Source organism: Sphingomonas kyeonggiensis, assembly GCF_014196745.1.
GTDB lineage: Bacteria > Pseudomonadota > Alphaproteobacteria > Sphingomonadales > Sphingomonadaceae > Sphingomonas > Sphingomonas kyeonggiensis.
The window spans coordinates 372,124-395,935 of sequence record NZ_JACIEH010000002.1 but is presented as its reverse complement, the minus strand read 5'-3'; the positions used below and the strand labels follow the sequence as shown (position 1 = coordinate 395,935).

At 68.2% G+C, this 23,812-nt stretch carries 18 protein-coding genes and 1 pseudogene; 12 read left to right on the top strand and 7 right to left on the bottom strand.

The window, feature by feature from the left end:
* The first annotated feature begins 108 nt into the window (after positions 1-108).
* From GGR46_RS10995 to phnX, 5 genes are read left to right on the top strand one after another with little or no spacing between them, the layout of a single operon-like run.
* Positions 109-2,250: a phosphocholine-specific phospholipase C gene (locus GGR46_RS10995; protein ID WP_183997621.1), complete on the top strand. Its 2,142-nt coding sequence runs from the start codon at positions 109-111 to the stop codon at positions 2,248-2,250.
* Positions 2,247-3,014, top strand: a complete 768-nt coding sequence (locus GGR46_RS10990) for an acid phosphatase (RefSeq protein WP_183997619.1) — start codon at positions 2,247-2,249, stop codon at positions 3,012-3,014. The genes GGR46_RS10995 and GGR46_RS10990 overlap by 4 nt, the downstream gene beginning before the upstream one ends.
* Positions 3,015-3,056: 42 nt before the next feature.
* The gene (locus tag GGR46_RS10985; protein ID WP_221262702.1) at positions 3,057-4,364 is read left to right on the top strand and encodes a DUF5690 family protein; all 1,308 of its coding nucleotides are present in this window, start codon (positions 3,057-3,059) and stop codon (positions 4,362-4,364) included.
* A complete protein-coding gene (locus GGR46_RS10980) occupies positions 4,351-5,463 on the top strand; it encodes a TIGR03364 family FAD-dependent oxidoreductase (RefSeq protein ID WP_183997617.1) in 1,113 nt (370 codons plus the stop codon). The genes GGR46_RS10985 and GGR46_RS10980 overlap by 14 nt, the downstream gene beginning before the upstream one ends.
* Positions 5,463-6,248 (top strand): phosphonoacetaldehyde hydrolase, encoded by a 786-nt coding sequence (phnX, locus tag GGR46_RS10975; protein WP_183997615.1) that lies wholly within the window; start codon positions 5,463-5,465, stop codon positions 6,246-6,248. The genes GGR46_RS10980 and phnX overlap by 1 nt, the downstream gene beginning before the upstream one ends.
* On the opposite strand, the gene GGR46_RS10970 is transcribed toward phnX, so the two are convergent.
* The 5 genes from GGR46_RS10970 to GGR46_RS10950 form a co-directional block, all read right to left on the bottom strand.
* Positions 6,245-7,189, bottom strand: a complete 945-nt coding sequence (locus GGR46_RS10970; RefSeq protein ID WP_183997613.1) for an aspartyl/asparaginyl beta-hydroxylase domain-containing protein — start codon at positions 7,187-7,189, stop codon at positions 6,245-6,247. The two genes, phnX and GGR46_RS10970, sit on opposite strands and share 4 nt — an antisense overlap.
* A gap of 3 nt (positions 7,190-7,192) precedes the next feature.
* Positions 7,193-9,097 (bottom strand): tetratricopeptide repeat-containing sulfotransferase family protein, encoded by a 1,905-nt coding sequence (locus tag GGR46_RS10965; protein WP_183997611.1) that lies wholly within the window; start codon positions 9,095-9,097, stop codon positions 7,193-7,195.
* On the bottom strand, positions 9,094-9,711 hold the full coding sequence (locus tag GGR46_RS10960) for an aspartyl/asparaginyl beta-hydroxylase domain-containing protein (protein WP_183997609.1): 618 nt from the start codon (positions 9,709-9,711) through the stop codon (positions 9,094-9,096). The genes GGR46_RS10965 and GGR46_RS10960 overlap by 4 nt, the downstream gene beginning before the upstream one ends.
* Positions 9,708-10,346: a sulfotransferase family 2 domain-containing protein gene (locus GGR46_RS10955; RefSeq protein ID WP_183997607.1), complete on the bottom strand. Its 639-nt coding sequence runs from the start codon at positions 10,344-10,346 to the stop codon at positions 9,708-9,710. The genes GGR46_RS10960 and GGR46_RS10955 overlap by 4 nt, the downstream gene beginning before the upstream one ends.
* A 72-nt stretch (positions 10,347-10,418) precedes the next feature.
* Positions 10,419-13,217 carry a TonB-dependent receptor gene (locus tag GGR46_RS10950; RefSeq protein ID WP_183997605.1) on the bottom strand — a complete coding sequence of 933 codons (2,799 nt, stop codon included), beginning with the start codon at positions 13,215-13,217 and terminating at the stop codon, positions 10,419-10,421.
* A gap of 297 nt (positions 13,218-13,514) precedes the next feature.
* Here GGR46_RS10950 and GGR46_RS10945 point away from each other — a divergent pair, with 297 nt between their 5' ends.
* Entirely contained in the window at positions 13,515-15,611 is a 2,097-nt protein-coding gene (locus tag GGR46_RS10945) for a phosphocholine-specific phospholipase C (protein WP_183997603.1), read from the top strand.
* Positions 15,612-15,704: 93 nt separating this feature from the next.
* On the opposite strand, the gene GGR46_RS10940 is transcribed toward GGR46_RS10945, so the two are convergent.
* Complete coding sequence (locus GGR46_RS10940; protein ID WP_183997601.1) at positions 15,705-16,409, bottom strand: hypothetical protein; 705 nt, start codon at positions 16,407-16,409, stop codon at positions 15,705-15,707.
* Positions 16,410-16,663: 254 nt separating this feature from the next.
* Here GGR46_RS10940 and GGR46_RS10935 point away from each other — a divergent pair, with 254 nt between their 5' ends.
* From GGR46_RS10935 to GGR46_RS10925, 3 genes and pseudogenes are all read left to right on the top strand, one after another.
* Positions 16,664-17,575: an alpha/beta fold hydrolase gene (locus tag GGR46_RS10935; protein ID WP_246426034.1), complete on the top strand. Its 912-nt coding sequence runs from the start codon at positions 16,664-16,666 to the stop codon at positions 17,573-17,575.
* Positions 17,576-17,661: 86 nt separating this feature from the next.
* On the top strand, positions 17,662-18,450 hold the full coding sequence (locus GGR46_RS10930; protein ID WP_183997599.1) for an SDR family NAD(P)-dependent oxidoreductase: 789 nt from the start codon (positions 17,662-17,664) through the stop codon (positions 18,448-18,450).
* A gap of 94 nt (positions 18,451-18,544) precedes the next feature.
* Positions 18,545-19,501 (top strand): annotated as a pseudogene (locus GGR46_RS10925) (FAD-dependent monooxygenase); the annotation flags it as partial.
* A gap of 69 nt (positions 19,502-19,570) precedes the next feature.
* Here the strand turns inward: GGR46_RS10925 and GGR46_RS25405 are convergent.
* A complete protein-coding gene (locus tag GGR46_RS25405) occupies positions 19,571-20,566 on the bottom strand; it encodes a LysR family transcriptional regulator (RefSeq protein ID WP_246426033.1) in 996 nt (331 codons plus the stop codon).
* A gap of 81 nt (positions 20,567-20,647) precedes the next feature.
* On the opposite strand from GGR46_RS25405, the gene GGR46_RS10920 reads away from it, so the two are divergent.
* The 3 genes from GGR46_RS10920 (at position 20,648) to GGR46_RS10910 (ending at position 23,747) form a co-directional block, all read left to right on the top strand.
* On the top strand, positions 20,648-21,448 hold the full coding sequence (locus tag GGR46_RS10920; protein WP_183997595.1) for an SDR family NAD(P)-dependent oxidoreductase: 801 nt from the start codon (positions 20,648-20,650) through the stop codon (positions 21,446-21,448).
* Between the two features lie 153 nt (positions 21,449-21,601).
* Entirely contained in the window at positions 21,602-22,714 is a 1,113-nt protein-coding gene (locus GGR46_RS10915; protein ID WP_183997592.1) for an AI-2E family transporter, read from the top strand.
* A gap of 55 nt (positions 22,715-22,769) precedes the next feature.
* Entirely contained in the window at positions 22,770-23,747 is a 978-nt protein-coding gene (locus tag GGR46_RS10910; RefSeq protein ID WP_183997590.1) for a DUF4424 family protein, read from the top strand.
* The last annotated feature ends 65 nt before the right edge of the window (positions 23,748-23,812 follow it).

The window sequence follows — 23,812 nt, the reverse complement described above, 5'->3', positions numbered from 1 at the left end:
CCAGGCGCCCTGCTTCCGTATCGCCGTCGCAAGATTGTAGTCTTTTTGGACTAGACCACTTTCAAGGCCGAACTAGCGGGTTCGCGTGGCCAAGGGAAGGGTGAAGCAATGAATCGAACGACGAGAAGGCATTTTCTGCGCGCGGCGGGCGCAGGTGCGGTCGGATCGATGCTTCCCAATCTGATCGAGCGCGCGCTGGCGATTCCGGCGAACCAGCGCACCGGTTCGATCCGCGATGTCGAGCACATCGTCATCCACATGCAGGAGAACCGCTCGTTCGATCACTATCTCGGCATGCTCAACGGCGTGCGCGGCTTCGGCGATCCGCGGCCGCTGCGGCTGCCCGGCGGGCACAGCGTCTGGGCGCAGCCTTCGAAGCAGCATCCCGACGGCTATGTCCTGCCCTTCCATGGCGATTCGAGGACGACGCGCTCGTTCAAGGTCGATGGCGCCGACCAGTCGCACCGGGAGAACATGCACATCTTCAACCGCGGCCGCTACGACCGCTGGGGACACACCGAAGCGCTGCACAACCGCATGCTGCATTACACCGCGAGCGACCTGCCCTTCTATTATGCGCTCGCCGACGCCTTCACCGTGTGCGACGCCTATCACTGCTCGACGATGACGCAGACCTATCCCAACCGCCTGCACCTGTTCAGCGGATGCAATGGCGGCGGCACGGTGGGCGGCGATCCGCAAATGGAGAATTACGGCGAGGACGAAACGCCGAGCGCCGACATGGCCGAGGACCACAGGCTGCGCGACGGAGCCTATCACTGGACCACCTATGCGGAGCGGCTGCAGGCAGCGGGGATCAGCTGGAAGGTCTACCAGGAATACGACAATTTCGGCGACAACCTGCTGTCGGTCTTCCCGGCCTTCCGCCCCGCCGCGAAGGACTCCGAGCTCTATCGGCGCGGCCGTTCCTGGGTGAGCGAGCACAAGACCGGCGCGGACCGCAAGCGCTCCGACGGCGAGCAGCTGGTCGAGGCGTTCCGCCGCGACGTCGCCGCAGGCACGCTGCCACAGGTCTCGTGGATCGTCACCGCCGCCGATCTTTCCGAACATCCCACGGCCGAGCCGGCCAAGGGCGAGCACGTCACCGCCAAGCTGATCGAGGCGCTGGTCGACCATCCGGAGATGTTCGCCAAGACCGTGCTGATCCTCAACTATGACGAGGCCGGCGGCTTCTACGATCATGCCCCGCCCCCGATCCCGCCGGTGGGCGACTATCGCGGCCACAGCACCGTGCCGCTAGACGGCGAGACCAAGGATTATGCCAGCGCGGACGCGCAGGCGCCGGGCAAGCACCCGATCGGCCTGGGCTTCCGCACGCCGACGATACTCGTCTCGCCCTGGACCCGCGGCGGCTTCGTCTGCTCGGAGCTGTTCGACCACACCTCGGTGCTGCAGTTCGTCGAGAAGCGCTTCGGCGTCCGCGAGCCCAATATCAGCGCGTGGCGGCGATCGGTGTGCGGCGACCTGACTTCAGCCTTCGACTTCACGGGTTCCGATCGCGCCGCAGCCCGCAAGCTGCCGACGACGGACGATTTCCGCGAGCGCATCGCACGGTCGCTGGCCGGGCCGGTCAACACCATCCCGGCGACGCAGATCGCGACCGTGCAGATGCCCGGCCAGCGCCCGCATCGCCCGCTGCCCTATCGGCTGGACGTGGTCGCGGGGGTGACGCCCGAACACCGGCTGCGGATCGAGATGATCAACCGCGGTGCGACGGGCGCGACCTTCACCGTGCACGACAACAGCGACGCGCAGGAACCCTGGCACTATACCATCGGCGCGGGCGACCGCTTCGCCAGCGAGCAATGGCACGATGCCGGCCCGCTAGCCGCCTATGACCTGACGCTGCGCGGCCCCAATGGCCTGTGGCAGTGCTTCGCCGGGTCGACAGCCGCCGAGGCACCGCGCGCCGAGGTGCTGCTGCATCAGCTCCCCTCCCAGGACGCGGTCGAGCTGGTGCTGCGCAATGGCGGAACCGCGCCGATGACCTTCACGGTCGCGCTCGATCCGGCCTATCCGGCGCGCGGTGCCCGGACCCGCCGGGTTTCGGTCGCGCCGGGCAAGCAGGTCAGCGACCTCTGGCAGCTGTCCGCGAGCGACGACTGGTACGACCTGGCGGTGACCGTGGACGGCGATACCCGCTTCCTCCGCCGCTTCGCCGGCAAGGTCGAGACCGGACGCGCCGGGCGCACCGATCCAGGCATCGGCACGATGCGGATCACCGCATGAGCACGCCCCGCTCTGCCCTGATGCTCGCCGCCTGGCTGGCGCTGACCGCGATGGGGCAAGCCCAGGATAGCGGCCCCTATCTGCCGCCCGATCGCGTGCCCGATGGACTAGCGATCCTGCCGCCGCCGCCCACGCCCGGCAGCCCCGCCGCACGCGCCGACCGCGCGATCTTCGAAGCGACGCGCAAGCTGGAGGGGACACCGCGCTGGCGGATCGCGACCGAGGACGTGACCAACGACCCGCTCGACCGCTTCGCCTGCGCGCTGGGGATGAAGCTCGATGCGAAGCGCGCGCCCGCTCTCGCACGCCTGCTCGACCGCGCGGGGACGGGTCCGCTCGTGAACCCGGTCAAGGCCCACTACAGGGCACCCCGCCCCTATCTCGGCACCAACGCACCGATCTGCGAGCCGAAGACCCGGCACCTCGCCGAGAATGGCGACTACCCCTCCGGCCATGCCGCCAATGGCTGGCTCGAAGGACTGATCCTGGCCGAGCTGGTCCCCGATCGGGCGACGGCGATCCTTGCCCGCGCCCGCGCCTATGGCGAGAGCCGCGCGGTGTGCGGATCGCATTCGGTGAGCGCAGTGCAGGCAGGCTGGATGAGCGGAACGGCGATGTTCGCCGTGCTCGGGGCGACGCCCGGCTTCCAGCGCGACCTGCAGGCCGCCCGGAGCGAGCTCGAGGCGATCGGCTCCGGCGCGCCCCGCCCGGACCAGGCGCAATGCGCGGCGGATCAGGCGGCGCTGGCGACACGGCCCTGGTAAGGCGTCACGAAACCGTCGCCAAACTGGTTTATACCAGATCCGATGCTTCGCAAGATTCGCACGCTCGCTGTGAAACCCGCCCCGGGCGCCACGCCAACGCTCACGCTGCTGCTGGGCGGGCTGGCGGCGTTCGGCGCCTATTTCGCGATGTACGCCTTTCGCAAGCCGTTCGCCGCAGCGACCTTCGCCGATATCGGCGGCTGGCATTTCGAGATCGACTACAAGACCGCGCTGCTGATCGCGCAGGTGTTCGGCTATGCGCTGTCCAAGTTGATCGGGGTGCGCGTGATCGCCGAGTTCGGCAGGCAGGGTCGCGCAGCCCTGATCCTGGCGCTAATCGGCACCTCGTGGCTGGCGCTGGTGCTGTTCGCGCTGGTGCCGCCGCCCTACAATATCGCCTGCCTGTTCCTCAACGGCCTGCCGCTCGGCATGATCTGGGGCCTGGTGTTCAGCTATGTCGAAGGGCGCCGCGTCTCGGAACTGCTCGGCGCGATGCTGTGCGCGAGCTTCATCCTGTCCTCGGGCGTGGTGAAGTCGGTCGCGGTGCTGTTCCTCCACGCCGGCGTGCCGGAGATCTGGATGCCGGCGGTGACCGGCCTCGCCTTCGTGCCGGTGCTGCTCGTGTCCTTGTGGTGGCTCGAGCGGATGCCGCCGCCCGATGCCCGGGACGAGGTCGAGCGCGTAGCCCGCGTGCCGATGCGGCGCGCCGACCGCGCGGCATTCCTGCGCGAGCACGGGCTGTCGCTGCTGCTGCTCGTCGCCGGCTATGTATTGCTGACCGCGATCCGCGACTTCCGCGACAATTTCGCCGCCGAGCTCTGGGCTGCGATGGGACATGGCGGCGAAGCGGCGATGTTCTCGGCGAGCGAGCTACCGGTCGCGGTCATCAGCCTGGCCGGGCTCGCCGCGCTGATGCTGGTGCGCGACAACATGCGCGCACTGCTGGCGATGCACGGCGTGATCGTCCTCGGCGCGCTGCTGCTCGGGCTCTCGACGCTGGCCTTCCAGGCAGGGCTGCTGGCGCCGCTGCCCTGGATGGTGCTGACCGGCGCGGGCCTCTACCTCGCCTATACGCCGTTCAATGCGATGCTGTTCGACCGGATGATCGCGGCGATCGGCAAGGCAGGCAATGCCGGCTTCCTGATCTACATCGCCGATGCGTCGGGCTATGCCGGCAGCGTCGCGCTGCTGCTGTTCCGCAGCCTGGCGGCGCCGAAGATGGACTGGCTGCCCTTCTTCATCGAAGTCTCCTATGCGACGGCGATCGCGGTCGGGGCGCTGACTATCCTGTCAGCAGTCGGCTTCGCACTGCGCGGACGCCGCCAGGGGCAATCGCATGCCGCGGCATGACCTGATCGTCGTCGGCGCGGGGGTCGTCGGCCTGGCCCATGCGCTGGCCGCCGCGCGGCGCGGCAAGCGCGTGCTGGTGCTCGATCGCGATGCCCAGGCCAATGGCGCCTCGATCCGCAATTTCGGCTTCGTCACCGTCACCGGGCAGGAACGCGGCCGGGTCTGGGAGCTGGCTATGCGCAGCGCGGCGATCTGGCGCGAAGTGGCGGCGCCCGCTGGGATCGCAATCGAGCAGGAAGGGCTGCTGCTGGTCGCCCAGCGGCCAGAAGCGGCAGCGGTGATCGAGGCGTTTCTGGGCACCGAGATGGGCCGAGGCTGCACCTGGCTCGGCCCGGCGGCATTGGCAGGGCGCTGGCCGATGGTGCGCGGCGGGCTGGCGGCACTGCAGAGCCCGCACGACCTGCGCGTCGATTCCCCGCTCGCGATCCCCAAACTCGCCGCCTGGCTGGCCGCCACGCATGCGGTCGACTTCGCCTATGGCATCGCGGTGCATGCCGTCGACACCGGGCGGGTCCATTCCAGCCACGGCGTGCACGAGGCGGATGCGGTCATCGTCTGCCCGGGCGACGACTGGGCGACGCTGTTTCCCGAACTCTATGCCGATGCCGGCATCACCCGCTGCAAGCTCCAGATGCTGCGCCTTGCCGCACCCGGCTGGCGGCTGCCGGCGCCGGTGATGAGCGACCTCAGCATGGTTCGCTATCTCGGCTATGCCGCGCTGCCCGAGGCTGACGTCCTGCGCACCCGGCTCGAGGCCGAGGAAGCGGAAGCGCTGGCGCACGGCGTCCATCTGATCGCCGTGCAGGGGGCGGACGGATCGCTGGTGGTCGGCGACAGCCACGACTATGCGCCAACCCCCGATCCCTTTTCCAACGCGGCGATCGATGACGCGATCCTGGATGCCTATGCCCGGGTCCTGGGCCCGCCGCCGGCGGTGATCGCGCGGTGGACCGGCACCTATGCCTCGGCTGCCGGGCACAGCATCGTCCGCGAGCCCGCACCGGGCGTGCGGCTGGTCGTCGTCACCAGCGGCACCGGCGCCTCGACGAGCTTCGCCCTGGCCGAAGACGTCGTCTCCACTCTCTTCGGGAGCAACTGATGCATCCAGGCCTCAAGGCAATCGTGTTCGACTGGGCGGGCACGATGATCGATTTCGGCAGCCGCGCGCCGGTGGTGGCCTTGTGCCGGCTGTTCGAGGAGGCCGGGGTGCCGGTGTCGGAAGCCGAGGCACGCGCCGACATGGGCATGGCGAAGCGCGATCATATCCGTGCGCTGCTGGCCGCTCCGCGCGTCTCCCGGGCCTGGGCCGAACTGCATGGCGGCGCGGCGGGCGAGGCGGATATCGATGCGCTGTTCGCGCGCATTGCCCCGATGATGCGCGAGAGCGCGCGCGACTGTGCCGAGCTGATCCCCGGCGCGGCGGAGATCGTCGGGCAGCTTCGGGGGCAGGGCGTCGCGATCGGATCGTGCACCGGCTACACGCGCGAGATGATGGCCGACATCCTGCCGCTTGCCGCGGAACAGGGCTATGCGCCGGACGCGCTGGTCTGCGCGGGGGAGACGGCGGAGGGGCGCCCTTCCCCGCTGATGCTGTGGAAGAACCTGGTCGAACTGGGGGCCTGGCCCGCGAGCGCCTGCGTCAAGGTCGATGACGCGCCGGTCGGCATTGCCGAGGGGCTCGCCGCCGGCGTATGGACGGTGGGCGTCACCGCCAGCGGCAATGGCGTGGGGCTTTCGCGCGAGGCCCTGGCTGCGCTTGCTCCCGAAGACCGAAACGAGCGGATTGCGCGAGCGGGGAAGACGCTCCGCGAGGCCGGTGCGCATATCGTGATCGATACGATCGCCGACCTGCCCGAAGCGCTGCGCGCATTGCCGATCGGCTAAGACGCGTCCGCGACCAAATGCTGTAGCACCCGCTTCTCCAGAACGAGCAGCGCGCCGGCCTGGTTGGTGCGCATGACGAGCCCCTCGGCCAGCGGGCGCGCGGCGTCGCGCACCGAGCCGGCCAGCCGCAGGAACTCGGGCCGAGCCCGGCCGCCGACGCCGTGCAGCCCGCAGAGTTGGCGCCAGTCCTGCACGAAGCTTTCAAGCAGCATGTCGAACCGCGCGGCGCGCGCCCTGGCCTCCGCGGTGTCGCTGGCGGCCGTCAGCTCCGCGCGCAGATCGTCGATCAGCAGCTGCACCTCGGCGGCAGGCATCACCGGCAGGCGCTGGCCGCCCTCGCAGAGCAGTTGCGGATCGGCACCCGGCTCCCAGGCCAGGGTCGGCCAGCTCGCGGGCGGAGGGGCCTCCCCGCAGGCGAACCGCCAGAAGGCGGAGGTGCCGGTGGTGTCGGCGACGAGATGGATGCGCGCGGTGCTGGCGCCGTTCTCGACATGGTGACGGCGCCAATTGTCGAAGATCCAGGCCTCGCCCGCGGCCATGTGCACCGTTTGCCCGTCGCAGTGGAAGCGCACTTCCGGCGCGGTGAAGACCGGCAGGTGCACCCGCACCCGCGTGTGCCAGTGATAGTTGATGTCGGCATGCTCGGGCACACCCGCGCCCGGCGCGAGGCGCATCAGCCGCGACCGGCTCCACACCACGCCGAAGCCGGCGAGTGCCTGGCGCAGATAGGGCATGGCCGCCAGCCAGCGCGTCGGCAGCATCTGGCCATGCACGGCATCCGTCTCGGCTCCGCCCGCGCTGATCAGCCGCGCCGCGCTGTTGCCGGGCACGCCATCCGGATGCGCCACCCAGGCCTCGGCCGGCAGCGCCTCGACCTCGGCCTGCAGGCGCGCGGCGTCGAAGCGCACGGGAAGCTGGAAGAAGGGCCGCGCCAGTCGCATGGGTCAGTTCCTGTATTCGGTCAGGGCGTCGCCCAGCCGGTCGCGCAGCGGGCCGAGCCAGGGCGCGTAGTTTTCCCACTGCGCCAGACCCTCGCGGCCGATCGGCTGGCGGACCTGCTCGGAGCTGGGCGTGCGCACGCTGCGCCGAGTCTCGTGGAAGGCGAGGCACCCAGGTTCGAAGGGCAGCCCGGCATGGTCGAGCATGCGCCGCACACTGCCATCGAGATCCTCGACCACGCCCTCATACGGCACGCGCAGCACCCGGCCGGGCAGCACCGCATCCCAGTGCCGCATCAGGTCGAGATAGCTGCGATAGTAGCGCGCGATATCGTCGATGCCGTAGGTGAATTGCTGGTTGGTGGTGCCGAACAGCTGCTTCAAGTTGCTGAAGCAGCAGGCCATCGGCTCGCGCCGCACGTCGATGATCGTCGCGCGCGGCAGGATCAGCTGGATCAGGCCGATATGCCAGAAATTGTTCGGCATCTTGTCGATGAAAAAGGGCCGACCAAGCCGGCGATGGATGCGGGTCTCGGCGAGGAAGCGCTCGCCGAGGGCGCGGGCATCCGCCGCGGTCAGGCGCTGCAATGCCTCCTGGTGGAGCGGCAGGCCGCATGCCGGATCGCTGCCGCAAAGTTCGCGGGCGTAGCGGTCGATCTCGGTCAGCTCCTGCGTACCCTCCACCTGGGAATGGGAAGCCAGAATCTGCTCGATCAGGGTCGAGCCCGAGCGCGGCAGGCCGAGGATGAATATCGGCGCCGCATCCCGTGCGCCCCAGCCGGCGCGGGCGGCGAAGAACTCCGCGGTGCACACCCGCTTGATCCCGAGCGCACAGGCTTCCGCCACCTCCGGGCGATAGGTGCCGGCCGCGCGTCGCAGTGCATTGCCGCGCGCATAATGGTCCCATGCGGATGCGTGCTCGCCCCGGTCCTCCAGTGCCTTGCCCAGCGCGAAGCACAGATAGACCCGGTCCATGTCCTGGATGCCGGGCCGGGACTCCGCGGCGCGCATTCGTGCGATCTCGTCGTCGGTGAAGCGATAGGTCTTGAGGTTGGCGAGGCTGAACCAGGCCACGCCATTGTCTGGCCGCGCCGCCAGCGAGGCGCGATAGTCCGCGATCGCTTCCTGCTGCCGGCCGGTCACCTTGAGGGCGTTCGCCCGCCACAGGAGCAGGTCGGCGGTCTCCGCACCGGGGCCGGGCCGCTCCGCCAGCAGCTGGGCATAGAGATCAATCACCGGCTCGTGATCGCCAAGCCCCACGCAGGCCGCCGCATAATGCTTGCGATAGTCGCGGTTGCCGGGCTCGTGCCGCAGCAGCTGCTCCGCCTGCTGCCGGGCCTGGAGGTGCTTCTGTTGCTGGAGCAAGACCATGGCATAATCGAAGCGCGCCGCGTGATAGTCCGGCGCGCGCTCGAGCACCGACTGGAGCAATTGCCCGGCCTCCTGCGGCGCACCCCGCTCCATGTGGATGCGCGCCAGCAGCCGGAGCGCGCCGACATTGTCGCGATCCTGGCCCAAATAGGCGCGGAGGATGCCCTCGGCCGGCGCTAGGTCGCCATCCGCGAACAGGCTGTTCGCCATCACCACTTCGGGCGGGAGCTGCCGCAGCGCCGCGAGATGCTGCGCAGCCAGGGTCGCCTGGGCGGTGTCACCCAGCATGCGGTAGAGCTGCTCGAGCATGTCCCAGCTCGCCGGCAGCGTCGGGTTGAGGCGCACCGCTTCGCCCAGCGCCGTGATCGCCGCAGGGGCATCGCCGAGCAGGACATGGCAATGGCCACGCTCGTGATGCAGGCGGCTGAACCGCGGGTGCAGCGCCTGGAGCCGGGCAAGCACGCCCAGCGCCTCCGGCACGCGCTGGCGGGCGCGCAGGTCCCGCGCCTCCTGCAGCAGCGCGTCGCGCGTACCGGTCATCGTGCGGCACTTGCGCGCGGCAAGGGCTCCAACCAGTCCGGGTCGGGCTGGTCGGCGTCGTAATATTCGAAGATCAGGTGGATGCGATCGGTATCGCCGCCGTTACGCACCCAATGCGGGCCGAGATTGTCGACTTCCACCGCCTCGCCCACCGGGAAATGACGCTCCGCGCCGCCGAAGAAGCAGATGGTGCCGGCATTGGTCGACAGCGGCACATGGATCTTGTGCGGCCATTTCGCCGCGGGATTGGCATCGACATGCGGGTGGATCACGCCGCCCGCCGGCATCCGTGCGAGCATCACCCGCGGGAACACACCGCACGCATAGCCATAGTCCCGGACGGCCCCAGTCAGCACCGGCTCCAGCAGGTCACGCCAATACGGCCAGGCCGCACGGTCATGCGAGGCCCGCCAGTCGCGCGGGCTGTCGACGAAGCGGAAGACGATGTGGCGCGTGGCATCCAGCACCTCGAACCGGTTGGGCTTGGCCGCGTTCTCCGCGTCCCAGACCTGCTCGGGAAGCACCAGCACGGCCGCCTGCAGCGCGGCAATGTCGACCGGGCCGAGCATGCGGACCGCCCTGGTCTTGCGCGGGTTGGCAAGCGCGACGCTCATCGCACGCCCTCGAAATCATAGCCGAACAGCGCGATGTCCTGTGCATAGCGCGCGGCAACGCCGTCGATCAGGGCCTGGTCGTAATAGCGGCGGTAGTCGCCATGCTTGCTGTCGTTGACCCGGTCCAGCGGGCGGGACGCGATGCCCAGCCGGGCGCAGATCCCGTCGTAGGAATCCTGCATGGCCTCGACCCGGCCGATCCCGTCGGTCAGCAGGGTCTCGCCGTCCGCGTCCACCAGCAGCGAAGCCTGGGGCTGGAACAGGATATGGTGCTCGGGCGGCTCGACGAAGAGGAAGTGGCGCATCACATCCTGCGGCCGCTGCTGGAAGACGTCGCCGCCGCGCAGCATGAAGGCGCAGTAGGAGACGAAGCGGTCGAACGGATTGCGGACGAAGGCGAACTTGAAATAGCCGGCAAAGGCGTCCTCGCCGAGATGCGGCCGCACCTGCCGCAGCGACAGATGCCCGTGGCGGATCGCCGCCAGCTCCGCCCAGGGGAAGCGCTTGTCGACGAACAGCCCCACCTGCTCGACATCCCCCTCCCCCAGTTGCTCGCGCAGCGCCTGGCGCACGGCATGGGTGCCCGTCTTCGGCACCGCGGCGAAGATAAAACGGTGGGTATGGGAAACGATCATGCGTGCTGTCCCACATGAGAATGTGCTCCCACCCCCGCTCGGGGGTGGAAGCACATCATGGTCAATCCAGCCTCAGAACTTGAAGCTGACGCCGGCCATATAGGTCGTGCCGCTCTGGTTCTGGTTGTAGAGATAGCGGCTCTGCCCCCAGAACTGCGTGTCCTTTTGGTTGGTCAGGTTGATCGCGTTCACCGTCAGCTGGATGGCATCGGTGAGGTTCACGAAGGCCGAGGCATCGATATAGGTCGTCCCTTCGAAGCCGCGGGTGCTGGCGCTCATCGGGTTGTCACTGCGCCCGGTGTAATAGCGGCTGCGGTGGCTCAGCGAGCCGCGCAGGCCCCAGCGATTGGTCTCGTAATAGAGCGTCGCATTGTAGCTGGTCTTGGAGATGCCGGTGATCTCCGGCGGCGCATCGACATAGGTGTAGTTCGCGATCACGCCGAGGCCGTTGAACGGCGCCGGCAGGAAAGTGAACTGGGCCTGCCCGGCAAGCTCGACGCCGGTCAGGCTCTTGGTGCCCGACACGTTGATCGGCATCGAGAATTCCTTGACGATCGTGCTGCCCGTCGCGCCGGGTATCGTGCCGACCGGCACGCCGGTCTGGCTGAAGGGAATGTTCTCGAGGATCTGCGTCCCGATGAAGTTGTTGATCCGCTTGTGGAACACGCTCGCCGAGAGCAGACCAACCTTGCCGAAATAATATTCCGCCGAGAAATCGAGCGTGGTGTCCTTGTAGGGCTTGAGGTTCGGGTTGCCGCGCGACGCGGTGATGTCGCCGCTGTTGTCGTCCTTGAAGGCACTGCCTTCCGCCGCGATCGAGCCCAGGCCGGGACGGTTGAGGTTCTGCGAGGCGGCGAAGCGCAGCAGCACTTCCGGGGTGAGCTCCAGCACCGCGTTCATCGCGGGCAGCACGCCCGAATAGCTGCCGTCCACATCGGTCGTGCCCAGATAGGCATAGCTGTCGCCCTGGATCCAGCCGGTGCTGTTGGTGTCGGTGTGATAGGCCCGGGCACCGACATTGCCGCGGAAGCGCTTGCCGAACAGCTCGGTGTCCCAGTCCATCTGGACATAGGCGGACTCGCTCTCCTCGGTGGTCGTATAGACGTTCTCGATGTCCTGGAGCGCACCGCCAGTGCCGTCATTGTTCTGCCCGAGGCGGTGATACTCGTTATACTTGGCGAAGCCCTTGGCATAATCGCCGATCAGCCACGAACCGAACTCGTTGGTGTAGACCGAGGTGATGTCGGCGACCGAGGTGCCGCGCGTCTTGCTGCGGGTGCCGTTGACGTTGTCGTCATAGAACAGGTCGATGCCGTCCTGCTTGAAGCGGTGATAGGCCACGCCCGCACGCAGGGTCAGCGCGCCGTTCAGCTTGTAGCGCAGGTTCGCCACGCCCTCGCGCAGCTCGGACTCGTTGTTGAAGGCGCGGTAGTAGAAGGAATCCATCGCGTAATTGGCCGGATTGGTGGGATCCCAGCCCGAATACTGGAACGAGGCCGAACGCCCGTCCAGGCCATAGTCGGCCACCAGATTGCCCTTGGCGCGCATGTAGAACTTGTCGTCATAGGGCGTCTTGTAGGTCGACTTCTGATAGCCGATGTGCCCGTCGATCGTGAGGCTGTCGGAGGCGTCCCAGGCGGTCGTCAGTTCCACCGAACGGAATCGGGTCTTGTTCAGCGAGCGCCGGTTCTCGCTGCCGAAGGTCGTGCCGGTGACGTCGGTCTTGGTCACGTAGTTGTTGCTGTCCCAGCGCAGGTCGTTGATGACCGATGCCTTCTGAAAGGCGGCCGGCCAGGGCGCGCCGGCGGGCGTGTCGAACGCGATCGAGCCGTCGGACGCCAGCGGCCGGGTGGCGAGGTGCAATTCCTCGCGGTGCGTGTCGAGCTGGCCGTACAGGCCGTCGAGCGTCAGCAGCAGATTGTCCGCCGGGCGCCACTGCATCGCGGCGGTGATGCCGAGGCGCTCCTGCCGGGCATTCCAGGACGAGATGCGGTTGCCGTCGGCGAAAACCAGGTCGCCGGACAGGAACTTGGCCTGCTGCGCCGCGCTCAGCCGCGAGATGTCGAGGCCCTTGGCGACCAGGTCCTTCATGGTCCCGGCATCGGGCTGGTCGTAATTATAGGTGTTGTGGCCCTGCTCGGTGGTCTTGCGCTTGGAATAGGCGACCGAGACCAGGATGCCGAACCGGTTGTCCCAGTTATGGCTGAGCAGGCCGGCAACACGCGGCTGCGCGTCCTTGGTATATTCGTTGGTGCCCAGCTTGCCGACCAGCGCGCCCTTCAGGCCCGTCGCGTAATCGAACGGCCGGCCGGTGAACAGGCCGACCGTACCGGCCATGCCGCCCTCGTTCTGCGCCGCCTGGAAGGTCTTCTCCACCTCCACGCGGGTGAACAGCTCCGAGGCGAAGATGTTGAAGTCGAAGGCGCGGTCACGCGTGCGCTGGCCGCGGCTGTCCTGCGCCGAGTCGACATTGCCCAGCACTTCCATGCCGTTGAGCTGGACGCGGGCGAAATCCGGGCCGAGACCGCGCAGCGAGATGCGGCGTCCCTCGCCCGCCTCGCGCGTGATCTGGACGCCCGGCAGGCGCTGCAGCGATTCCGCCAGGTTCAGTTCGGGGAACTTCGCCATGTCCTCGGCGACGATCGCATCGACCTGGATCGTCGCGTCCTTCTTGATGCGGCGCGCATCGCTCAGCGACTTGCGGAAGCCAGTGACGACGATGTCCTCGCCCGAGCTGGCGGCCGACGGATCGGACGCATCCTGTGCGAGCGCGACTCGCGGCATGGCACCGGCGACCACCGCAGCAACGGTTGCCAGCAGAAAGCTCTTGAAGTTCAGGCGCATGGCCTGAGAGGAAGGTCGCTTGGTCATTCGAGAATCCCCCACCAACTGGTATGAACCAGACGCGCTTAAGCAGACTGTGGAGACACCTCTGTGACAGTTTCCAAGGAAACGAGGCCGCGCGAAACTTCCTCGCGATTGGATCAAGTGGCGGCTTCTCGGTGAGGGATGCGGCGATACGCACACTTTGCGCCCTCAACGGCGCGCATCGCGCGCGCTGTCACCCGAACGCCATAACAGTGGTCTAGACCTAATTGCCATGACAGCCGATCCTTGCGCCTGCGCGCTCCCAGTCCCTATGCATCGCGACCCTCTGGGAGACCGGGCATGACGACGACACAGGACCGCCGCAGCTTCATCCGCGCCATGATGGCGACGGCAGGTGCGGCCGCTTCGCTCACGCCCGCGATCGCCCGCGCGCTGGAGATCCCCGCCGATCGCCGGACGGGCACGCTGAAGGACGTCGACCATGTCGTGATCCTCACCCAGGAGAACCGCTCCTTCGATCATTATTTCGGCACGATGCGTGGCGTGCGGGGCTATGGGGACCGCTTCGCCATTCCCGCCGCGCCGCTGCCCGGCGCGCCGGACCGCACCATCCTGCTCCAGCCGAACGAGAAAGCCGGGGCCGAGCCCGCGCTGATCGCGCCTTTCCGGCTGGATACGTCGGTCGATTTCCGCCTCTATCGCCCGCTCGGCACGCCGCATGGCTTCACCGACAGCCAGGCCGCCTGGGACAATGGCCGGATGGGCGCATGGCCGCGCTTCAAGAAGAACCACGCGATGGCGCATTTCACCCGCGCCGACCTGCCGTTCCAATATGCGCTCGCCGACGCCTTCACCCTGTGCGACGCATATCACTGCGCGATGCACCTGAGCACCAATCCCAACCGGCTCTACATCTGGACGGGCACGCACGATGCGCTCGGCAAGAACAACGGCCCCGCCATCGACAATGGCTATGACACGCTCGAGGGCGATCCGCTGCACCATGGCGGCTATCTCTGGATGACCTATCCCGAGCGGCTGATGGACGCGGGGATCAGCTTCCAGATCTATCAGGACATGGCCGACAATTTCACCGACAACCCGCTGGTCGGCTTCCGCAGCTATCGTCGGGCGCAGGGCGCATCCGAAGCCGCCGCCGCACTGCTCGCGCGCCGGACGACGACGACCCGCACGCTCGACGCGCTGAAGCAGGACGTGTTGGACAAGCAGCTGCCGCAGGTCTCGTGGATCGTCGCGCCGGCCGCGATGTCGGAGCATCCCAGCGTCTCCACGCCGCTCCAGGGCGGCGATTATACCGCGCGCGTGCTCGACGCGCTCACCGCCAATCCGGAGGTCTGGGCGCGGACGGTGCTGCTGGTCAATTTCGACGAGAATGACGGGCTGTTCGACCATGTCCCCCCGCCCGCCCCGCCGGCGCGCGTCTCCGGGCGGCCGATCGGCGCGACGAACATTCCGGCCGAGGACGAATACCACACCCGGTCCCAGACCAAGGAAGACGCGGCCTATCTCGACCGGCCCTATGGGCTGGGCCCGCGCGTGCCGCTTTATGTGATCTCGCCCTGGAGCAAGGGCGGGCATGTCGCGTCGGAGGTGTTCGACCATACCAGCATCCTGCGCTTCCTCGAGGCGCGGTTCGGCGTGCACGAGCCGAACATCAGCGCTTGGCGCCGCGCGGTGTGCGGCGACCTGACCTCCTGCTTCGATTTCAGCGCGCCCGACACGGTGGACTTCATGCCCGCGCTTCCCGCCACGGCGGCGCTGTCGCAGCGCGCGGCCAGCCTGCAGGAAGTCCGGCCGCCCCTTCCCGCCCAGGCGGCCGCGCCGGTACAGGAGACCGGCCTGAAGCGGCGGCGGGCGACGCCCTATGCGCTCGACGCCCGGTTGCGGGCGGAGGGAGACGGCCACGCCCTGTCCTTCGCCAACCATTCGGCCGGGCGCGCCGCCGTCTTCCATGTCTATGACGTCAACCGGCTGGACGAGGTGCCGGCCCGCTACACCGTCGGCGCGGGACAGGAGCTGGCGCATCCCCTGCCCGCCACCGACGGGCCGCTCGACCTGTTCATCCTCGGGCCCAACGGCTTCCATCGGCGCCTGCGCGGCAGGGGCGACATCTTCTCCGTCAGCCTGAAGGGGAACGGCGGCGATTCCGTCTCGCTGCTGATCGAGAACCACATGTCCGCACCGCAATCCATCACCCTGACCGACATGGCCTATGGCGCCGCGTCCAGGGTGGTCCGGCTGGCAGGCGGAGAATCGCGCAGCATCCGGCTCGACCTCGCGAAGAGCCATGGCTGGTACGACCGGCAGCTGGTCGCGGGCGGCCAGAGCTGGCGGATGGCGGGCCATGTCGAGACCGGCAAGCCATCCTATTCGGATCCCGCCGCCGGCGGTCCGGGGCCCCTGCGTCTGGCCTGATCCGCACAGATCCGAGCGCGCGGCGTGCGCGCCCGAAGCCATCGGCCGGGGAATCCGGCGGCAATGGCTTCGTCGCCACGCCGCCGGACAGTTTCAGAAGCGCTGGGTCAGGTTGGCGTAGAAGGTGCGCATCCGGGGATCGCCGTTCGGAGCGTAGCCCGAGGTGCGGGTAACGTCATAGAGCGGGGGCTTGTCGAGCTCGTTGTTCAGGCCGATGCTGATCTCGGTCTTCCTGAACAGCTTCACGCCGCCATAGATGTCGAAATAGGTCGATGCATCGACCCGGTTCGATCCCTGCTCCAGCACCAGCGTGTGCAGGTTGTTGACGTAATAGCCGCTGAGATGACGCGCCCGGACGCCGAAATTCCACTTCGGCGTGGAATAGACGCCCTTGAACTTCAGGCTGCCGCCATTGCTGTAGAAGTTCGCAGTGGAGACCACGCCGGTGAGATCGCGCGCCGCCGCCGAAGGAGTCAGCTTGCTCGCGATATTGAGCAGCAACGTCGCGCTGCCGCTGATCGTGAGCTGGCCTTCTCCGATCAGCGTCTGGTAGTCGCCCGAGAAGTCGAGGGCTTCGCGGGTGTAGCGCGAGAGGTTGGCGGTGGTCGCATCGACATAGATGATCGGACCGACGCCATAGGGATCGCCGGCCGGCACCGGCCCGCGGCGGAACCGGTCGGGAAAGGCAGCCATGAAGTCGGCGAGCGCGGACAGTTCCTGCGGCGTCGTCGCGTTGAGCAGCGACTGCGGATCGTAATAGCCGTTGTTGATCACGATCCGCGTCCAGTCCGCCCGCAAGGTCAGCCCCTTGATGAAGCGCGGCGTGAGGACGGGCTCGTGATCCAGTATCTGGGCAATCTCTCCGCCTAGGGCATTCTCGGTGCCCAGGCGATGTTAGCGGCCATCAGGGTGCTCCGGCCGTCGCCACGCTAACGACCGCTCGCGCAAGCTAACGGGCGCTTTGCCGCGAACTCCAACACAATGCGCCGCAGGGTGGCGAGAGAGTTCCCGGCCGGACGGCCACAGTCCGGCGTGCTGATGAGGACGCGTAATTGACCGACTATGCCCGAACCGGATCGCAGGCGGACGACCTGCTCAGCCCCGGCACCCATGCGATCGATCTGCTGGGCGTCCGGCAGGCCTATATTGTTGCCGGCCAGGGGCCGCTATGCGTGGTCCATTCCGGCGGCCCGGGGATCGGCTGGAGCTATCTGCGCATGCCGGCCCTCGAGCGGCATTTCACCATGCTGTATCTCGAGCCGATCGGAACCGGCGATTCCGGCCACCTGGCATCGCATCCGGAGGGATACAGCGTGGCGCGCTACAGCGCGCAGCTCGGGGCATTGTTCGACGCGCTCGACCTGCGGGACGCGCTGCTGCTCGGCCATTCGCATGGCGGCTTCGTCGCGCAGCATTATGCGCTGCGGCAACCGGAACGGCTGAAGGGCATCATCGTCTACGCCAGCGCGGCGGTCACCGGCGGGGCGTTCATCGCGTCGGCGGGGCAGAATGTGGTGGCGTTCGCCGCCCGTCACGCCGGCGATGCGTTGGCCGAGGATGTACTGGCAGCGTGGCAAAACCTCGCGACGATGCAGAGCGATGCCGATTATCTCCACGTCCTGCAGCGGTTGCTCCCGGTCTATTTCGCCGATTTCCGCCGCCCCGACCTGCATTTCGAGGCGATCCGCAACGCGCTCACCGCGACCTTGCTGATCGGCGACGGCGCGCCGTTCGACGTGACGCCGGACCTGCCCGGCCTGGGCGTTCCGGCCCTGGTGCTGGCAGGCGAGCAGGATTTCATCTGCGGGCCCGCCCATAACGAGATCATCGCATCGCTCGTGCCCGATGCACGGTTGCTGCGCTTCCAGGATGCCGGGCACTTCATCCATCTCGAACAGGCCGATGCCTTCAACGCCGCGGTGTTGGGGTTCGGTCTCGGCATCGGGGCAAGGCGGGACGCATGATCGACGACGCGCCGCCTCGTCCGACCCGGGCGCGGCGCGCGCTTCCTCTCTCGTCTCCGGCGCATTGCAGCGAATGGTCCCAGCGCATGTCCTATCCAGAACGCTTCACCATCCCGACGCGCGAGGTCCTGCGCGAGCGGAGCTTCGCGGGGAAAATCGCGCTGGTGACCGGCGGCAGCACCGGTATCGGCGCCGCCGTCGTGCGGAGGCTCGCCGAAGAGGGGGCATCGGTCGCCTTCACCTATTTCGCCTCGCGCGATGCGGCGTGGGAGCTGGAACGGGAGCTGTTCGATGCCGGGCAGATCGCGGTGGCGATGCGTGTCGATGCCCGGTCGGTGGAAGAGACCCGCGCCTGTATCCGGGAACTGGTCGATGGCTTCGGCCGCATCGACATGCTGGTCAACAATGCCGGACTGGCATGCGCGGGCGCGATCGAGAACTATGACCTCGATGCGCTCGAGGCGATGGTGGCGGTCAATGTGAAGGCGCCGTTCCTCGCCATCCGCGAAGCCCTGCCCCACATGCCGGCGGGTGGGCGCATCATCAATGTCGGCAGCGTCAGCAGCGATTACATGCCCTATCCCGGCCAGGCCGCGTACACGATGACCAAGTCGGCGATCACCGGACTGACCCGCGGATTGGCCCGCGAGCTGGCGGGGCGCGGCATCACCATCAACACGGTGCAGCCGGGGCGGGTCGAGACGGGCCTGCTCCGGGTGCTGGGCGACGCCTATGAGACGGTGGGCCGCAGCACGCCGATGGGCCGCTTCGGCACGGCGACGGAAGTCGCAAGCGTCATCGAGTTCCTGTGCAGCGACGCCGCGGCCTATGTCACCGGGGCGCATATCCGGGTCGATGGCGGCGTCTCCGTCTAACCGCAATTGGTGCGCGCCGCACCGCCCGCCCACCGGGCGGCAGAGGCGCGCGGGCCGGGGAAATCCCGGCTTCGACCGTCCAGGAGTTTGATCCTTGTCCAGGAATATTCTGATCATCGGTGCCGGCATCGCCGGCCTCGCACTTGCCCGGGCGTTCGAGCGCCGGGGCATCGCATTCGACATCATCGACCGTGCGCCGGCCCCCCTGACCGGCGGCGCCGGCATGTTCCTGCCCGGCAATGCCATGGTCGCGCTGCGCGGGCTGGGGTTCGGCGAGCAGGTGGCGGACATCGCCTGGCACAATCGGCGCCAGACCATACTGGATGCGGGCGGCGGTGTGCTGCACGACATGGACGTGGAGCGCTTCTGGGAAAATGCCGGCCCATGCCTGTCGCTCACCCGCGCCGCGCTGACCGGGATACTCCGTTCGGGCGTGGAGACGCAGGTCCGCTACGGCGTCTGGACCAACGGGATCACCGTCGAAGGCAACAAGGCGCGGGTCGCGTTCTCGGACGGGGAAGAGGCGGTCCATGACCTCGTCATCGGCGCGGACGGCTTCAATTCCGCGACCCGCGGCCAGCTCTTCGGGGACCAGGCGCCCGAAATCTATCCGCGCACCTGCTGGCGGATGCTGACGCCGAACAGCATCGGCTTGCGCCACTGGACGGTGATGCTCGGCCATCGCCGCGCACTGCTCGGCGTGCCGGTCGAGGACGGGCTCCTCTATCTGTACGGCGATGCGGACAATGTGCTGCTCCCCGCCCATCTGACCAACCACCGCCGGGATCTGCAGGATCTGTTCGGCGCCTTCGCCGGTCCGCTCGCGCCGGTGGTCGAGGCGATCGGCCCGGACGACCGGATCGACAGGGGCATATTGGGCGAAGTCGCGGCGCGTGACTGGAGCAACGATGCCGCGCTTCTGATCGGCGATGCCGCCCATGCCTGCTCGCCGAGCATGGCCCAGGGTGCCAGCATGGCGTTCGAGGATGCGCTGGTGCTCACCGATTGCCTGGCCGATGCGCAGGACCTCCGCGCCGCGCTGGCCGCGTTCAGCCGGCAGCGGCTGGAGCGGGTGCGCTGGATCCAGAAGCAATGCCGCGCGCGGGATTCGACACGCGCGCTACCCCGGCCGCTCCGCATTGCCATCCTCCGGCTGCTCGGCGATCGCCTCTACCGGCGCAGCTACACGCCGCTCCTCGCTCCCTTCCGGGGCGGCGGCGCGGATCGTGTCGACCAGCGCGCGTAGCGCCGGCGAGGTGTTCCGGTTGTGCGGATAATAGAGGCACAGCCGGGAGGATTTCGGCATCCACGGCTCGAGCAGCAGCGATAGTCGCCCCGCGGCGATCGCGTCGCTGCAGACCGAGCGCGCGAGATAGGCGATCCCCATCCCCTCGATCGCGGCCTTGAGCAGCAGCAGCTGGTTGTCGAGCGTGACATTGCCGGGCACGTCGAGCGCCAGGGCCTCGCCGCCGCGCTCGAATTCCCAGCGATAGATCCCGCCGCCCGGCAGCACCGAGCGGATGCAGCGATGGTGCAGCAGATCCGCCGGCACGACCGGCGCCGGGTGTTCCCGCAGATAGGCGGGCGCGGCGACCACGCAGAAATCCAGGCCGAAGGGCAGCGGCACCGCGACCATGTCGGCGGGAACGGATTCCTCCAGGCGAACGCCAGCGTCGCATCCGTTCAGCACTATGTCGACAAGGCGGGTCTCGGTGGTGAGCGCGATCGAGACCAGCGGATAGCGCCGGGTGAAATCGCGCAGCACCGGGGCGAGCACCTGGTGCGCGCCGGTCACCGAGCTGTTGATCCGCAACAGGCCCGAGGGCGCGCCGCCGTGGCTGCCGGCCTCCGCGGCGGCACGCTCGATCTCGGCCAGCGCCGGCGCCACGCGCGCGATGAACTCGGCCCCCGCAGCCGTCAGCGAGACGCTGCGCGTGGTCCGGTTGAACAGCCGCACGCCCAGCCGGTCTTCCAGCGCGCGGATATTGCTGCTCAGCGCGGTGGGCGAGATGCCGAGATACTCCGCCGCCGCCCGGAAGCTGCGCCGTTCGGCGACCTGAATGGCGGCCATGAGCTCGCCGATGCCGTTCCGGCCGATTGTGCTGTCCTGCCGCATAACCCATCCCGATTGCACAAGCTAATCAAGGCAATCATCTGGGCCCATCTCCGGTGCATCGCAAGCATCAGGAGATAGATCATGAAGACCGAACTCGAATCGCGCCGGGCGCTCGTCACCGGCGCCTCGTCGGGCCTCGGCGAAGCCATTGCCCGCATGCTCGCCGCCGAAGGCGCCGCGGTGGTCGTGCACGGCCGCGACGAAGCCCGCACCCGCAAGGTCGCGGCGGACATCGTCGAAGCCGGCGGCGTCGCCGATATCGCGATCGGCGACCTCGCCAATGACGAAGGCGCGGAAGCCGTGGCGAAGCAGGCCCTTGCCGGCGGCGCGATCGACATCCTCGTCAACAATGCCGGCTATTACCATCATCTCGACTGGCACACCGCCACGCCCGACAAATGGGCCGAGACCTTCGAAGTGAACGTCTTCTCGGCCGTCCGGATGATCCAGCGCATCGTCCCGCCGATGGTGTCGCGTGGCTGGGGGCGGGTCATCCAGATCGGCGGCGGGCTCGCCGAGCAGCCGGCGACGCTGCATCCCGACTATCAGGCCTCGCTCGCCGCGCGCCACAACCTCGCCGTGTCGCTGGCCCGCCAGCTGAAGGACACGGGCGTCACCTCGAACATCGTCGCGCCGGGCGCCATCCTGGTGCCATCGGTCCGCAAGCTGCTCGAGGAGATCGCCCCGAAGCAGGGCTGGGGCGAGAGCTGGGAGGCAATCGAGCGCGGCTGCGTCAACGACATGGTGCCGAACGATGTCGGTCGCCTCGGCCGGCCGGAGGAGGTCGCGGCCGCCGTAACCTATCTGGCCAGCGGGCTCGCCGGCTATGTCAGCGGCGCGACGCTCCGGGTCGATGGCGGCACTGTGCGCTCGGCGTTCTGACGGCGATCGGGCGGCGCGCCTCGCCGGAGAGCCGCGCCGCCCGGTTCGCACCGGACGCGGATTCTTGCAGTCGGACGAACTTCTTTCCTATGGCTCGGGTCTCGCATGCGCCATGATGCCCGTTGCGAATGTCGATGGGAGTTGCGGTACGAGATGGGCCTTTCGCGTGACCATGTGCAGAATGGGGGGCTGATCCTCTTCATCGCCGCGATTACCGTCAGCCTCGCGCTGGTCGTCTCCGGCTTTCTCGGCGCGCTCTTCTGGGCGGGCCTGGCGGCGCTGATGTTCCAGCCGCTCTTTCAGAGACTCCTCGGGCGCTGGCCCGAGCGCCGGAACCGGGCGGCCGCGCTGACGCTGCTGATCATCACGATCGCCGTGATCATCCCGGCCCTGGTCATCGGCAGCCTCGTGGTCGATCAGGCGGCCGGGGTCTATGGTCAGCTCCGCAGCGGCCAGATCGACTTCGCGGTCTATTTCGAGCAGGTGTTCCACGCCTTGCCCCTGCGCGTGCAGACGCTGCTCGACGGCTATGGCCTCGGCAGCTTCGAGCATGCCCAGGCCCGGCTCTCCCAGGCCCTGAGCAGCAGCGCCAGCTTCCTCGCCAGCCGCGCGCTGTCGATCGGCGCCAATGCCGCGGCCTGGCTGCTCCTGTTCAGCGTCGGCCTGTACGTGACCTATTTCCTGCTCCGCGACGGCGAGCAGATCGGCCCGTCGGTGGTGCGCGCATTGCCGCTCGACCCCGCGATCGCACAGCGGCTGACCGACAAGTTCGTGACCGTGGTGCGCGCGACCATCAAGGGCTCCGGCCTCGTCGCGCTGGCGCAGGGCGCGCTCGGCGCGATCACCTTCGCGATCGTCGGCCTGCCGGCAGCCTTGCTGTGGGGCCTGCTCATGGCGATCGCGGCCCTGTTGCCGGCGATCGGCCCGGCGATCATCTGGGTGCCGGTGGCCGTGTACCTCTTCGCGACCGGCGCGATCTGGCAGGCGGTGGTGGTCGTGCTCTCCGGCGTCCTGGTGATCGGGCTCGTCGACAATGTCCTGCGGCCGATCCTTGTCGGGCGGGACACCGGCCTTCCCGACTGGCTGGTGCTCATCACGACGCTGGGCGGCATCGATCTGCTCGGCCTGAGCGGGATCGTGATCGGCCCGGTCGTCGGTGCCCTCTTCCTCGTCGGCTGGCAGATCTTCACGGAGCAGCGGCTCGGCCGGGAAGACGCGGAGGAGGCCGGGGCGACAGCCGGCAACGGGAGCGTCCCCGGCGACTGACCGCCAGCTTCGTGCCACCTTGGCCTCCGTCGCCGGGCTGTGCCATCAGCCGGTCATGCGCAAGTTCATCGCCCTGCCGCTCGCCGCGTCGCTCTTCGTGATGCCAGCCATCGCCAATGACAGCACGGCGGAGATGGGCGCCGGCGGCCTGGTGCTGCTCAAGACCGATGCGATCGATATGGTCTCGGAGGACCTGTATATATCACCCGACGCGGTTCGGGTTCGCTACGTCTTCCACAATCGCACGGACAAGGACGTCCGCACGGTGGTGGCCTTTCCCATGCCCGACGAGACCCTTGCCGAGCGCGACTATGGCGATGTCGCCTATCCGCACGACTTCGTGACGCGCGTCGCCGGCAAGACGGTGACCATGGCGCTCGAGGAAAAGGCGACGCTGAACGGCAAGGACCATACGGCGATGCTCGCCGCGCTGAAGGTGCCGCTCGCCGATGATCCGGACACGCGCCTCGATCAGCTCGGCAAGGCGGATCAGGACCGGTTGCTGGCGCTCGGCCTGGCGACGCAGGAGGGCGGAGACGCCCCGGGCGCGCCGCGCCACCTGATGGCCGCCTGGACGGTGAAGCGGACCTATCACTGGACCCAGCTGTTTCCGGCAGGGCGGGACCTTGCCATCGAGCACAATTACGCGCCCGGCACCGGCGGGAGCGTCGGCACGCCGCTCACCATGCCCGGCTTCCGCGGCGATGCGGAGGGCAAGGCCTATGTCGCGCGCTATTGCACGGACGCGGCCTTTCTCGCCGGTGTCGACCGGTTCGCCCGCGCGGCCGGCGGCGGCGATGCGGCGCTGCCGGAAATGCGGGTGCAATATGTGCTGAAGACCGGCGCGAACTGGCGCGCGCCGATCGGGAGTTTCCGGCTGGTCGTCGACAAGATCGCGCCGGGGAATCTGATCAGCTTCTGCGCGGACGGGGTGCGCAAGATCTCGCCGACGCAATTCGAAGTGCGCCACCAGAACTGGCGGCCCGACCGCGACCTCGACATCCTGATCGTGAAGCCCCGCCCTCGCGATTGATCTGAGCCAATCGTCAGAACGGTCGCACAAGCCGCTGGAGCTTTGCCGCGAACTGCGTCAGTCTG